Consider the following 12,765-nt stretch of genomic DNA (forward strand, 5'->3'; position numbering starts at 1 on the left):
AGTCTTCAGGCCGCGCTACTGGAGCGCCGCACCACCAGCGTCGGCGGCAGCATCACGCTGTCGACGGGTTCGCCGCGCACCTGCTTCAGCAGGGTTTCCACCAGCAGTTCGCCCGCGCGCGTGGTGTCCTGGATCACCGAGGTGAGCGGCGGGCTGGCGAAGCGCGCCATTGGAATGTCGTCGAAGCCGACCACGGCGACGTCCCAGGGCACATGGCGGCCGTGTTCGTTCAAGGCGCGCATCGCGCCGATCGCGATGAGATCGCTCGCGGCGAATACCGCATCGAAGGGGCGACCGCGCTCCATCAGCGTGATGGCTGCGGCATGGCCGGCTTCTTCGGAGCTTTCCGCATCCACCTGCAGATCGGCGTGCATCGAGGCGCCGGCCTTCTGCAGCGCGGCGTCGCAGCCGCGATAGCGGTCGAAGAACTCCGGCGAGTGGTTCGAGGCATTGCCCAGGAAGGCCACGCGCTTGCGGCCCATTTCGATCAGATGCTCGCCCACCAGCTGACCGCCGCGGAAGTTGTCGCAGCCGATCGAGATACCCGGCTGATCCGGCAGCACCGGGCCCCAACGCACGCAGTGCGTGCCCTGTTCGACCAGCTGCTCCAGCTTGCTGTGGTAGGTCATGTAGTCGCCGTAGCCGAGCAGGATCAGGCCGTCGGCCTTCATGCTGTCTTCGTAGTCGGCGTGCCAGTCGTCGGAGAGCTGCTGGAACGACACCAGCAGGTCGTGGCGGTTGCGCGCGCAGGCGCGCGTGATCGAACCGAGCATCGACAGGAAGAACGGATTGATGTGCGACTCGTCCGGCGTCGGATCCTCGAACAGCAGCAGCGCCAGCGTGCCCGAGCGTTGCGTACGCAGGCTGGAGGCACGGTGGTCGACCTTGTAATTGAGCTCGCGCACCGCCTCCATCACGCGCTCGCGAGTTTCCGGATTCACCAGGGGACTGCCGCGCAGCACGCGCGACACGGTCGCCTGGGAGACGCCGGCGCGGTGGGCGATATCGACGGAGGTGGCGCGGGATTTCTTGCTGCGCATGCGGAAGCGTCGGTGACGGACCGTTCGAGTGTAGTCGGAAAGGAGCGCGCGGCGGCAAGCCGGGGTTCTCCCTTCTCCCCGCTCAGCGGGGCTTGTCCTTCTCCCCGTTTACGGGGAGAAGGTGCCCGAAGGGCGGATGAGGGGCGCTTTTAGCGCGGTAGCACGGCCCCTCACCCTGCGTTGCTACGCAACGCGGTCCCTCTCCCCGCAAGCGGGGCGAGGGGTAAATGCAGTGGGTCAAAACGACGACGCCGGCAAGAGCCGGCGTCGTGGTAGTGCAATCGCGGTGAACTCAGCGCTTCATTGAACTGAAGAACTCGTCGTTCGACTTGGTGGTCTTCATCTTGTCGAGCAGGAATTCCATCGCGCCGATTTCGTCCATGCCGTGCAGCAAAAAGCCCTTGTTTTTAGCGGTTTTGATATTTCTTTGGCCCCGTCGGGGGTCAAGGTTGGGGGTCAAGAATCTGCTCTCACTCCCCCTCTAGTCAACCCTCTCTCAGTGATTCCGGGAAGGAGTTGGTTCCGCTGGCTCCCGCCAGCTAGTGTCGGGTTCCGTCGGGTTTTGTCGGGTTCTCTCTCTACCGAAGAGCCCCACGGAAGCTGTCATTGATGCCATCTCGGCCCCGACGCCCTCGCGAAAGTGAAAAAGGCCCCGCGAAGGGGCCTTTGCAATTAATTGCACTGCGAGGTCTTCCATCACTGTTGAAGTTCGAGTGACTCCAGTTTCCACCCAGTGGGGGTCTCCGTGATGACGCCACTGAAATGCGTACGGACCTGGGCCCCGAACGAATTCTGGGAATCCACATAGGAGCGGACCAGGTAGCGGTTGTCTCCCAACGCCTCAACGTCACGATGGCCTCCGAAAGGGAAGTCGGCCGTGGCGGGAGACTTAAGTCGCTGCTTCACGAACTGCTCCATGTACGCCCACGCTTCCGCGGTGTTAGCTGTCCCCTCGGGGGCTGCTACCGCTGCGCTCCCCGGCTCAGACGAAGAGCTTGAGCAAGCCTTGAAGCCGATTAGCAGGCTGATGAGCAGGACGCCCACAACGCCCGCCTCACGCTAAGCTCCACCCAGGGGATGACATAAGTCCCATCAGGAGGTGCGGCCAGAGGTGGTCGCTCTGGCCCGCAAACTCCGGCGCAAGAAAGTAACCGGGAAGCCTCCAAGCTATCGCGATATTGCCGCGCAGCTCGCGGTGCAGGGCCATCGCAACGGTCGGGGAAATCCGTACCACGCCTCTGCTATCCGATCGATGCTCGGTGTGCGCTAGGTCTCTCCAACGAAGGGCGGGCCCAGCTCGGCCCACATATCCACGACCTGCTCCAGGGTCTTTTCCTCGAAGACCAATCGGGGGTGGATCTCTGCGATTTGTTCAGACCAGCAGCGCGTCAGATACAGGCAGCTGCTCAGAGCGAGACATTCCGACAAGGCGGGGTCTCTCCCAGTCGCCTGTGTGACGATCCTCACGGTTTCGCGGGCGGTCGAGTCCATTGCTACGCGGCGACGGTTTGCATGCCAGTAGTCATTCAGACGTTCCAGGATTGCGCGCCCTGCACGAAGGCGATTTGGGTACATCGTATGAAGCACCAACATCATGCAGGCGAGCCTCGGGCTCCAAAGGATGCTGTTGAGCCGTGTTGAGGTGTCCTCGCTCAGTGCCGCCTTGGCCTGCAAAAAGCATTCGCGTTGCACGAGGAAGCCGAAGCAGACTTCGATCTCATTGAAGTGTTGTGCCTCCTCAAGGTACAACCCCAACAAATCGTCATCGAACTCGACATCGGGATTCGCCTCGTTGAGACGGATATAGGCCGCCCCGGCGATGGCGTTCAAATGATCACGAACGGGGGCGCCGGTGCGCGCATGTTGCTTCCATGCCAAGCGTGTGCAGTGATGATTGATCTGTGTATGCAGGGACTTCTGATCCGCCGTAGCTAGTTCGGAAGCGCTCAAGCGCAGCAGCGGCAAGTCCCTATCGGTGCGGCCAAAAAGGTTCATGCACCCTCCCGAGCTGTGTATTTGCCGAGTACGCGACGCAGCATTTCGTTGCTGCTGCCCAGCAGTGGGCTGGATCGGTCCGAGTCTTCGTTGGATCGAAGGACTTGGTCGTGGCAATACTGGATGGCTTTCAGACGATCCGCGTGCGGCCCTTCCTGCATCAGCTTGCGCAGCTCGCTCAGCATGACGGTATGCGTGGCCGACAGGGCGTAGCGCACCTCTTCATCCCTTTCGGCGTCCAGCTCTTCCAGCTTGGCGCGGAACAGGGGGTGGTGATTCTTCCACTCGCTCAGGGTCTGGCGGCAGACATTCAGCTGCTCCGCAATCTGAGAGAGCGGGAAGCCGGCCGTAATCAGGTACGTCGCTTTGAGCTGGCGCGAATCGAGCTTGTCGGAATTGCGTCGCTTCTTTTTGTCGCCGGTGGCCTTACTGGTCATTTGTAACTCCAATTGCACGCATTGCAACGAGATCTAGGGCGTGGCTGAGCAGTGATGCCCGCTGCACCGCACCTTGCGTTCAATGACCGTAGAACCTCCAAACTCCCCTGCCTACACACGGCTTGCTAGCGCAAGCTTTCTGCTAGAGGTATGTCTTCCGACCCATAACGGACAACAATTCTCGGCGCAGGAAGACTACGGTTCAATAGCCGCCGCGATGCTGCTCACCAGCGGCACCTTCCAGATGTTGTAGTTTCCGTTATCCCACTGTTCCATCCGTTTAGTATCCTCAGTGGCCTGGACTTCGGACCGAGGAAATTGCACGGGAAGTGTGCGTTCGCTGCTGAAGTACAGATCCTTGCCATCGGGCGACAGACGCGGTTCTGCATCCGACAGCGGGGAGTTGATCTCGTCTCCCAGATGCACTGGCTCGCCCCAAACATCCGCTTTTCGAAGGACAACAAAGAGATCAATCCCTCTGCCAGCCTTCCGACTCGAGCCGAAGATCAGAAAGGACTCGTCGGGCGAAATAGCTGGATCGACGTCGGTGAACGATCCATCGCTGAAAGGAAGGGTCGTCGGGCTCTGATAGGTCCCTTCGCGATACTGAGAACGGTATAGCCGAAATCGACCAGTAGTCTTGTCCGTCGTCATGAAGTAGATGCTGCCGTCTGCGGCCACGCTAGGCGCGTAGATGGAGCTCCCTGAGTTGACGCGATCGGGCAACCGATACGGTTTGCTCCACCCGCCTCGCGTCCGATCAGCACGCCACAGGCGGCCGCCCTTCTGGCTCTTCCCGCTAAAAAATCCTTCGACCGGTGCGCCTCCCTCAGCATCTGGTCGATTAGAAATAAAGACGATGAAATTGCCATCCGGCGACATGGCAGGCTCCATGTCATTCCACTGGCCTGAGAAGGGCGCAACTTCGGGCTTCGTCCACCCGCCGTTCTCATCGCTGTCCGAAACCAATATCACCGACTGCTGCGGATTACTGCGGCCGAAGTAGACGGTGTCGCCAGTCGGGGTAAAGGTGGGGGCCGAGTCGTGTGCGGGCCCGGAAATATTGCCAGGACTGAACACCTGTGGTTTCCGTCCTTCGAACTCACTCGCCCAACAGCTTCCGCCGAGCACCAGTAGGATTGCCGCCAGGATGCGCTGAGTCCGCATATGGTTTCCCCTCAATAAAGCCAGTGTGCTGGGTGATGATCAAAAACAAGGCGTCGCCAAACGCCGAGAGCGGTCGATAACGTCAGCCCCATGCGTTGCATTCCCTAGCCATCGACTCGGGTTCCTCCAAATCTCGCGAGATCACCTTCGCTCGCTTCGCTGCCGCCACATGACGCCTAGTCGGCATTCTCCGCCGCTGCTTGCCGCTCCAGACGCTGCTGCAGGTCTTTTAGCAGGTTGTGGGCGGCCTTAATGGTCTTCGCGTCAAGGCCCTTTCCCAATTCGTTCACCCATGGCGCTTGCACTCGCATAGAAGCATTGAGTGCGCGATTGCCCTTTGCAGTCAGCACAACGAGCTTCGCGCTGCGGTGGTGCGGGTTATCCCTGAATTCAAGGAAACCCTCGTAAGCGAGCTCGTTGACGATGCGATTCACGCCCTGCCGCTGCAAGCCCATGTTGCGGGCAAGTCGGGCCACCGTCTCCGGCGTGGGATGCATCACAACGGCGCCCAGGACCTGCCAACGGGCGCTGGTGAGCCCGAATTCCTCCACCAGGCGGTCGCCGGCGGCTAAGAAACGCCCGTTGAGCCGAAAGACCGTAAGGATCAATTCGCTTATCGCCGCACCTGCCGGCGTCCTCGGATCACTCTGTTCCATATCTGTAGCAATACTCCATCTTGACAGCATGTTGTCAGATTAGCACGATGGTTACCAACTGGTTGGAGAGAACACATGGTCACAAGCAAGCAACGCATCGACATCGGGGGCCTCTCTATGGCCTACCACGACATTGGATCAGGAGATCCGATCGTGTTCCTCCATGGTAATCCGACGTCCTCCTATTTGTGGCGAAATATCATTCCTTATGTATATGAGTTTGGTCGCATCGTCGCACCGGATTTGATCGGCATGGGCGACTCGGACAAGTTGCCGAACCCCGACGCGAATTCCTACACGTTCGAGGAAAACCGGCGCTATCTGGATGCTTTCTTCGACGCGCTCGATCTGAAAGAGGGTGTGACTCTGGTAGTCCATGACTGGGGTGGAGCGCTAGGCTTCGACTGGGCGCGGCGTCATCCCGAAGCGGTGAAGGCGATCGTTCACATGGAAACCCTGGTCGCCCCGATCGACCTGGAAGAAATACCGGAAGTCGCGCGCTCGCGATTTCAGTCAGTTCGATCTGCCGCTGGCGAAGAACTGGTGCTGCAGCAGAACATCTTCATCGAGCAAAGTCTGGTCAAGGGCACCCTCAGGCAGTTCACGGATGAGGAACTGACCGAGTACCGCCGCCCGTTCCTGGAGCCAGGCGAGGGGCGTCGTCCGATGCTGACGTGGCCTCGCCAGATTCCGATCGATGGCGAGCCGGCGAACGTCGTCAAGATTTTTGAAGGCTACGGCGCATGGCTGGCGAGCACGCCCATCCCAAAGCTCTGGTTGCGCGCCGATCCCGGCACTTATAGCCCGCGTCTGCTTGCGCAGGTGCGTAGTTGGCCGAACCAGAAGGAAGTGGTCGTTACAGGGGTCCACTACCCGCAGGAGGATGCACCGGATGACATCGGTGCCGCGATTGCGGCCTGGCTGAATGGACTGCAAGGCCGCTGACGTCCTGGGATGGAAGTGCAGGTCATACCGCCAGGCCCTTGCGCATCGTGAAACGAGCGTGGGTGCTTTCTGGCGCTGTCGAACAGCGGGTCAATCGTTGGAATGCACTCAAAATGAAACCACGTCATCGCACAACCGTGAAACCCCATAGGAGCGCATCCCCTTTGAGCGTTTGGCTGAAATGCCTGGCCGCGGTCGTGACATCCATGGCGGTAGGCGGTTTCTCGGAAACCGGGCATGCAGCGCGGAGCTCGATTTCTCAAGGGGGCGGGCCCGGAGACGAGTTGACGCCTTCACTCCCAGAAGAGCCAGCGGCGCTGGACATTTCGGAGGCATGGCGGTCTGCAGATCGTGGGGACTTCAAGCCACTCGAAGCCATTGCCGTCACGCGAGCTCATGCATCGCGCTCGCTCCTGGCACAGGCCCGCCGCGCTGCCGCCAGCCTCGACTATCCGTCGGTCAGGCGTGCATTGGCGCGCGTCGGGCAATTGCGCGATCTCCCGCCCAGGGAACGCGCATGGGCCGACGGCGTTGAAGCCAACACAGCATTTGCCCAAGGGGACTACGCCCACGCCGCAGAGGCGGCACTACGGTGGCAAAGCGAACTGACTGAGCTGGCAGTTGTCGACGAGCTATCCGATGCCAACCGATTGGCTGGGCTGAGCAGACTTCTGGCTGACATTCCCAGACAACGCGTTCTGGCCCGATCCCCACGAACGCTCCAGACGACTCGCGACACAGTCGGACTGCGCCGAGCCCTTGCACGAATCAACGGCCAAGAGATTTTCGCCGTCGTCGATACCGGTGCCAACTTGTCGGTCGTCTCCAGATCGACTGCAATGCGCCTCAAGTTGCGGATGATCGAAGGGAGCGGATCTGTGGCGACCGGCTCCCGTGATTCGATCCCAGTTAGCTTGGGGGTGGCAAAAGAGGCCAAGTTTGCCGGCATCACCTTCGCCAACGTCGTCTTCATCGTACTTGACGATGCGCAACTCGCGCCCATCCCCGGCTACCGGATCGACGCCATTATCGGCTTCCCGTTGCTCCGGGACCTGGGGCGTGTCCGTTTTGGACGCGACGAGACCATTACGCCCGAGCCAGCGGTCCGAGCGCCATCGGAGAATGCTTCGCCCTTGCGGTTGTCCGGCAGCGACCTGTTCGTCGACGTAACCTTCAACGACATTCTAGCTCCCGTTCTACTCGACACCGGGGCGGCAAAGTCCGCCATGTCGCCACTGTTCGCCGAACGGCACCGGCATCTGTTCTCTGCACTGGATCCGAAGACGGTGCACAAGGGCGGAGCGGGCGGAGTCACCGAACAGAAGGTAGTCAGTTGGCCCAATGTCCGAGTGTCTATCGGACACCATAGCGCATTGATTCCCGAGATCGCGGTTGAGATCGATGAATCGAAAGACGTTTCCGCGAAGAACTTTGGCGTCCTAGGTCAGGACGTGTTGAGCGCATTCGACTCCTACACGCTCGACTTCGACCACATGCAATTCGAGATCGGGCGGCCCGTTTCAGAAGGCGCTGGCTCGACTACCTCAACCCGATAAAGATTCAGGAAAGCCCATGAACTCCACCTTCTCACCGGCTTCCGGTGGCAAAAAGACAATTGCCGTGAAGGTCATAAAGATCGTCTTCGCGCTCGCTTTCCTCGGTGCGGGTTGCGGAAAACTCTATGGCCCGCCAGCCATGATCACGGAGTTCGAAACCGTGGGGCTCGGCCAATGGTTTCGCTACTTCACGGGGGTTCTGGAAGTCATCGGTGCAATCGCCTTGCTGGCCCCGCGGACCTCCATGTATGGCGCGCTCCTGTTGGCGGTGATCTGTGCCGGTGCGTTTTTCGCCCAGTTGCTTGCGCTCAACGGTGACGTCATCCATACCATCGCGATGGCGGCCGTACTGCTCTACCTGGCCTGGAACGAGCGCCGGCACTCCGCGTAAGATCCTCGCCGCCGGAACCTGGAAGGCATTCGCCCATGATTGAGTTCACGCTTCAGCCTGTGGTCGACGGCGAACACGTAGAGACGGTCCGCATGCTCTTCCGTGAGTACGAACAGGGGATCGCCACGGATCTTGAGTGCCAAGGATTTGCCGCTGAGCTCGCAGGACTCCCGTCGCCCTACCAACATCCCGCTGGGGCATTGCTCGTCGCGTACACCGATGGTGATGTCTCTGGTTGTGTTGGTCTGCGAACGCTGGATTCGCAGATCGGGGAAATGAAGCGTCTGTACGTCCGGCCTGCCTATCGCGGAAGCGGGCTTGCCGGCACCTGTGGCACCCGCTTTTATGCGCTCAAGCTGTCCGCCTAACAATTCAAGCGGAAGCCGCTTCGCGGCTCGGCTGAACTAAGGCGCCAGACGTGCTCAGGCACTATTTGTTAGTCGTCACTCTGCTTCTCGCATGCTTTGGCTGTGCTCGCCAGCCCATGCCTCGAGATGGGCGCAGGCCGGTCTCTTCCGATGAGCGAGCCAAGTGCGCATTGCAAGGCGGAAACGTGGGACAGATCCTGACCGGCGTTGAAGGGTGCATTCGCTCGACCACCGACGGCGGAAAATCCTGCACCGACGGATCGCAGTGCCAAGGAACCTGCAACGCCCCACCCTCAACCCAGTTCGGCGTTTCCACAACCGGAACATGCTCTACTGAGGTCAACCGTATGCGCTGCGTAAACCTCGTAGTTCAGGGCAAAGCCAGTGGGGACGTATGCTTTGAGTAGCAGTACGTAATCCCTTCGAGGCTGAGCACCCGCGCAAGCCATTGCGGTAGCAAGCTCTAGGCCTGCCTTCGGAACCCTATGCCGCCTATCGAGGAGGGGACTCCTGCAAATGGCCATTAGGATGTCGCTTGCGCAACATCTGGCCTTCCCAGAATCCGATAGCGAGCATCACTGCTGTGGTTAACCAACCCGCGGCCAGCAGATTGGCTGAGTACGCGGCAGGCAGCACGAGTACGAGCGCGACAATCCCCGCCACATGGGAGGTGGGGACCACACCATAGACGACGCTCTTGTACACGGCGCTGCCTAGCAGGTAGATCGCCGATCCGGAGCAGAGGACGATGGCATAGGCTGCTTTCACCGAATCATGGGGATGGGCGAGCACGAGATCGTTGCCCACGGCGGTCACGATGATGCCTGCGACCAAGATGGCATGGGCATAGTGGAAGTAGGCACCAATCCGGCCAGGATCATCGGAACGAGTGATAGTGTCGGTGGCATCCTTGCTCGACGTTCCGAAGTACAGCCACCACATGGCCAACGTGCCCAGAAACGCGGCCAAGAGGGCCGACAGAATGGCCACGTCCCAAGTTCCGGCATTCGCCATAGTGGCGCCCGTCGCAAGAAGGGTTTCTCCCAGCGCGACGATGACGAAGAGTTGGCAGCGCTCGGCCAAATGCCCGCCTTCAATCGTCCAATCGCTGGTCTTAGAACGGCCGAGGCCAGGAAGGGCGAAGCCGAACATCGGCGAGACGTATTCGCAGGTAACCGCGACGGCCCATAGGGCGGCGCGTGTCCAATGCTCAGAGAATGCACCCGAAATCCAGAACACGGCCGCAATCGAGACCCAGCCCAGCATGCGCCGATAGTTTGCCGATAGCGGGTGATCCTGACCTAGTTCCCAAACAATATAGGCCGTACGTCCAACCTGGATCGCGATATAGGCAAGCGCGAATACCAGCCCACGCTCGCCGAAGGCGGCGGGGATCGTGGAGGCCATGAGGAGCCCCGCGAACATGATGACAAAGACCAGACGACGGATACGCGGCGTCTCGGGATCGAACCAATTGGTGACCCAGCAGGTGTATTGCCAACCTAGCCAGACAGCGAACCAGAGGATCAACGTCTCCGCGACGCCGGTCGGCGTCAGGTTGTGCAGCAACTCATGACTGAGCTGCGTAACTGCGAAGACATAGACGAGGTCGAAGAACAGCTCCTCGAAGGTGACGCGCGCATGATGGCCATCGCGGCGGCGCAGGAGCGGATGGAGCTCGGCTGGCTGAGCAGGCATGTCTGAGCCTTCATCGCGCCAGCCGCCAGATCGCGATGGCGGCGACCATGGCTGGCAGTGCGAAAACGATAAAAAGGATCGGCAACTCCTCCCGCACCGAGTAGCCGGCCTTCGTCACCCCGATCCACATGTTGGTGAGCGATACAATGAGCCAGACGGGCACAAACAACTTTGCCGCCAGGCCTAGATCCGCGGCGGTGCCACCCCATAACTTGCCGAACAGCATGAAAAGGCCGAACAGAACGAAGCCGCTACCGATCACCATCGCCATGTGCATATGCAATCCTCTCAAGAAAACACGCTGAGGTTCTTTGCGATGTCCTTGCCCGCGTAAGGTGGGAAGACATCGAGTTCGACGTCGGGATTGCCGATCAGCATCGCCTTGATGTTGCTTAGCGCGTCGAAGCCTGCCTTGCCGTAGTACTTGCCCATGCCGCTGTTGCCGACGCCGCCGAAAGGCAGGCTATCGATCCAGCAATGCAGGTTGGTTTGATTGACGCAGCCGCCACCGAACGAAAGGCTGGCGAGCACTTGGTCGATCATTCCCTGGTTCTTGCTGAAGATGTAGGCGGCCAGCGGCTTCGGCTTGCGCTTGATGATGTTTAGCAGTGCACCGAGATCGGAATAGGCCAGGATTGGCAGCACCGGGCCGAACACTTCTTGCTGCAGGGCCGGGTCATCCCAGCTCGAAGGATATAGTAGGGTCGGCTCGACATAGCGGCCGGCGACATCGCAACGCCCGCCGTGCACCACCTTATCGGCCAGGATGTACGAAGCAACGCGCTCGGCATCGTGCGTGCTAATCATGCGGGCGAAGTCCGGGCTCTTGCTCGGATCCTCGCCGTACATCTTCACAATCGACGCCTTGAGCTTGGCGACAAAGGCGTCGGCTATGCGCTCATGCACGCAGACATAGCCCGGGGCGATGCACCACTGGCCGGAGATGGCGTTATGCCCCCAAGCGATGCGGTCAGCGGCAGTATCGAGGTTGGCTGTTTCGTCAACGATGGTCGGGTTCTGCCCGCCCAGTTCGAGCAGTACAGGTGTCAAATGCTCGGCGGCCGCGCGCATCACCACCTTGCCGACGGCCGAGGAGCCAGTGAAGAAGATGAAATCGAAGGGAAGTTCCAGGAGCGCGCTGATCTCTTCGCGCCCGCCGGTGACGACCGTGACGTTCTCCGGCGCGAAATACTCTGGCACCAGTTTCTGGAAGAGGGCCGCCGTTGCTGGGGTTGTGTTTGCTGGCTTTAGGATCACGGTGTTGCCGGCCGCAAGTGCGGCGATCGCGGGATCGAGCAGTAGCAGGATTGGCGCGTTGAACGGGCCAATAACCAGCGTGACGCCGTAGGGTTCCTTGTAGATCACGCCGCGATTGCCGGTCGCTTCCAGACCAGCCGGAATCGGCACCACCTGTGGCGCCATCAATTCGCTCAAGTGCTCGCGATAGTAGTCAATCACCCCGCTCGGGACGGTGATCTCGAAGAGTTGCTCAAACGGCGGTTTGCCGAAATCCTGATAGAGCGCTGCGAAGAACGCGTCCTTGTTGTCGAGGAGCATCCGCTCCATGCGGTCGAGTTGGTCGATCCGCCATTCGTAGCTCTTCGTCGCGTCTGTGAGGAAGTGCTCCCTCTGGGCGTCTAGGAGTGGTTGAAACCTATTCTCCATGGTCGGAGCTCCGGCAAGCGCCGCGGGCAGTTGGCCGGGGCAATGCCCGGCCACCCGGCGACTTACTTGGTGGTGTAGCCGCCATTGACGAGAATGGTCTGGCCCGTCATCCACCAGCCGTCCGAGACGAGGAATCGGATGAAAGGCACGATGTCCTCAATGTCGGTCAGGCCGGTTTTGGAGAACTTCGACAGCGCGGCGGCCGTCTTGTGATACGCCACCGCGTCAGCGCCTTCTGCGGGATAGAAAAATGGCGTGTCCATGGGGCCCGGCCCGATGGCTGTTACCGAGATGCCCCTGTCGCCGAACTCCTTGGAAGCCGCGCGAGTGAAATGCTCCACCGGCGCCTTTGTGCCTGCATACGAAGAGTAGAAGGGCGTAAATGCTCCCAATAGCGAGGTGACCACCGTACAGACCTTGCCGTTGTCGTTGAGGTTCTTGCCCGCTTCTTTGAGGAAAAAGAAGGCGGACTTGGAGTTCACGGCAGACATCTCGTCGTACTCAGCCTCGCTGATGTCCGCCATCGGCTTCTTCAGCACCTTACCAACGGTGTTGATTGCGATGTCCGGCTTGCCGACAGCAGCCACGGTATCCGCAAATAGCTTTTCGACTGCGCCCGCTGTGGTCAGGTTGGCCTGTAAGGACACGGCCTTGGCTCCGGCGGCCTGGACCGCCCTTACGGTTTCCTCGGCGTCCTTTGCGGCAGCCGCGCTGTTGTAATGGATGGCGACGGCACTGGCTCCGTTTTTTGCAAGGTCGCGGGCCAGTAGCCCGCCCAGGTTCTTGGCGCCGCCGGCGATGAGGACAACTCTGCCCTTGATGCTATGGTCGGTCATAAGGTGAATCT

At 60.3% G+C, this 12,765-nt stretch carries 13 protein-coding genes; 4 read left to right on the forward strand and 9 right to left on the reverse strand.

Features of this window, described 5'->3' with window-relative positions; translation table 11 throughout:
* Positions 1-5: 5 nt before the first annotated feature.
* The 5 genes from ACYVJ8_RS13990 to ACYVJ8_RS14010 form a co-directional block, all read right to left on the reverse strand.
* The gene (locus ACYVJ8_RS13990; RefSeq protein WP_460713408.1) at positions 6-1,040 is read right to left on the reverse strand and encodes a LacI family DNA-binding transcriptional regulator; all 1,035 of its coding nucleotides are present in this window, start codon (positions 1,038-1,040) and stop codon (positions 6-8) included.
* 1,266 nt (positions 1,041-2,306) lie between these two features.
* On the reverse strand, positions 2,307-3,035 hold the full coding sequence (locus tag ACYVJ8_RS13995) for a hypothetical protein (RefSeq protein WP_460713410.1): 729 nt from the start codon (positions 3,033-3,035) through the stop codon (positions 2,307-2,309).
* The gene (locus ACYVJ8_RS14000) at positions 3,032-3,472 is read right to left on the reverse strand and encodes a hypothetical protein (protein ID WP_460713412.1); all 441 of its coding nucleotides are present in this window, start codon (positions 3,470-3,472) and stop codon (positions 3,032-3,034) included. The genes ACYVJ8_RS13995 and ACYVJ8_RS14000 overlap by 4 nt, the downstream gene beginning before the upstream one ends.
* 195 nt (positions 3,473-3,667) lie before the next feature.
* Positions 3,668-4,639, reverse strand: coding sequence for a hypothetical protein (locus ACYVJ8_RS14005; RefSeq protein ID WP_460713414.1), 972 nt, complete (start codon positions 4,637-4,639; stop codon positions 3,668-3,670).
* Between the two features lie 176 nt (positions 4,640-4,815).
* Positions 4,816-5,295 (reverse strand): MarR family winged helix-turn-helix transcriptional regulator, encoded by a 480-nt coding sequence (locus ACYVJ8_RS14010; protein WP_460713416.1) that lies wholly within the window; start codon positions 5,293-5,295, stop codon positions 4,816-4,818.
* A gap of 75 nt (positions 5,296-5,370) precedes the next feature.
* On the opposite strand from ACYVJ8_RS14010, the gene ACYVJ8_RS14015 reads away from it, so the two are divergent.
* From ACYVJ8_RS14015 to ACYVJ8_RS14030, 4 genes are all read left to right on the forward strand, one after another.
* Entirely contained in the window at positions 5,371-6,240 is an 870-nt protein-coding gene (locus tag ACYVJ8_RS14015) for a haloalkane dehalogenase (RefSeq protein WP_460713418.1), read from the forward strand.
* A gap of 164 nt (positions 6,241-6,404) precedes the next feature.
* The gene (locus ACYVJ8_RS14020) at positions 6,405-7,796 is read left to right on the forward strand and encodes a pepsin/retropepsin-like aspartic protease family protein (RefSeq protein ID WP_460713420.1); all 1,392 of its coding nucleotides are present in this window, start codon (positions 6,405-6,407) and stop codon (positions 7,794-7,796) included.
* A 16-nt stretch (positions 7,797-7,812) separates the two neighbouring features.
* Complete coding sequence (locus ACYVJ8_RS14025) at positions 7,813-8,187, forward strand: DoxX family protein (protein WP_460713422.1); 375 nt, start codon at positions 7,813-7,815, stop codon at positions 8,185-8,187.
* A gap of 35 nt (positions 8,188-8,222) precedes the next feature.
* Entirely contained in the window at positions 8,223-8,555 is a 333-nt protein-coding gene (locus tag ACYVJ8_RS14030; RefSeq protein WP_460713424.1) for a GNAT family N-acetyltransferase, read from the forward strand.
* A gap of 492 nt (positions 8,556-9,047) precedes the next feature.
* Here ACYVJ8_RS14030 and ACYVJ8_RS14035 read toward each other — a convergent pair whose 3' ends face one another.
* The 4 genes from ACYVJ8_RS14035 to ACYVJ8_RS14050 form a co-directional block, all read right to left on the reverse strand.
* A complete protein-coding gene (locus ACYVJ8_RS14035; RefSeq protein WP_460713426.1) occupies positions 9,048-10,253 on the reverse strand; it encodes a low temperature requirement protein A in 1,206 nt (401 codons plus the stop codon).
* 10 nt (positions 10,254-10,263) lie between these two features.
* On the reverse strand, positions 10,264-10,524 hold the full coding sequence (locus tag ACYVJ8_RS14040) for a hypothetical protein (protein WP_460713428.1): 261 nt from the start codon (positions 10,522-10,524) through the stop codon (positions 10,264-10,266).
* Between the two features lie 17 nt (positions 10,525-10,541).
* Positions 10,542-11,918, reverse strand: coding sequence for an aldehyde dehydrogenase family protein (locus ACYVJ8_RS14045; RefSeq protein WP_460713430.1), 1,377 nt, complete (start codon positions 11,916-11,918; stop codon positions 10,542-10,544).
* Between the two features lie 62 nt (positions 11,919-11,980).
* On the reverse strand, positions 11,981-12,754 hold the full coding sequence (locus tag ACYVJ8_RS14050) for an SDR family oxidoreductase (RefSeq protein ID WP_460713432.1): 774 nt from the start codon (positions 12,752-12,754) through the stop codon (positions 11,981-11,983).
* Positions 12,755-12,765: the final 11 nt, after the last annotated feature.

Source organism: Lysobacter terrae (genome assembly GCF_054782215.1).

What these genes read in the sequence shown, in the direction of transcription:
- ACYVJ8_RS14035 (WP_460713426.1), bottom strand. Translation starts at nt 10,253, where the DNA reads ATGCCTGCTCAGCCAGCCGAGCTCCATCCGCTCCTGCGCCGCCGCGAT.
- ACYVJ8_RS13995 (WP_460713410.1), bottom strand. Translation starts at nt 3,035, where the DNA reads ATGAACCTTTTTGGCCGCACCGATAGGGACTTGCCGCTGCTGCGCTTG.
- ACYVJ8_RS14015 (WP_460713418.1), top strand. Translation starts at nt 5,371, where the DNA reads ATGGTCACAAGCAAGCAACGCATCGACATCGGGGGCCTCTCTATGGCC.
- ACYVJ8_RS13990 (WP_460713408.1), bottom strand. Translation starts at nt 1,040, where the DNA reads ATGCGCAGCAAGAAATCCCGCGCCACCTCCGTCGATATCGCCCACCGC.
- ACYVJ8_RS14005 (WP_460713414.1), bottom strand. Translation starts at nt 4,639, where the DNA reads ATGCGGACTCAGCGCATCCTGGCGGCAATCCTACTGGTGCTCGGCGGA.
- ACYVJ8_RS14050 (WP_460713432.1), bottom strand. Translation starts at nt 12,754, where the DNA reads ATGACCGACCATAGCATCAAGGGCAGAGTTGTCCTCATCGCCGGCGGC.
- ACYVJ8_RS14045 (WP_460713430.1), bottom strand. Translation starts at nt 11,918, where the DNA reads ATGGAGAATAGGTTTCAACCACTCCTAGACGCCCAGAGGGAGCACTTC.
- ACYVJ8_RS14040 (WP_460713428.1), bottom strand. Translation starts at nt 10,524, where the DNA reads ATGGCGATGGTGATCGGTAGCGGCTTCGTTCTGTTCGGCCTTTTCATG.
- ACYVJ8_RS14000 (WP_460713412.1), bottom strand. Translation starts at nt 3,472, where the DNA reads ATGACCAGTAAGGCCACCGGCGACAAAAAGAAGCGACGCAATTCCGAC.
- ACYVJ8_RS14025 (WP_460713422.1), top strand. Translation starts at nt 7,813, where the DNA reads ATGAACTCCACCTTCTCACCGGCTTCCGGTGGCAAAAAGACAATTGCC.
- ACYVJ8_RS14010 (WP_460713416.1), bottom strand. Translation starts at nt 5,295, where the DNA reads ATGGAACAGAGTGATCCGAGGACGCCGGCAGGTGCGGCGATAAGCGAA.
- ACYVJ8_RS14030 (WP_460713424.1), top strand. Translation starts at nt 8,223, where the DNA reads ATGATTGAGTTCACGCTTCAGCCTGTGGTCGACGGCGAACACGTAGAG.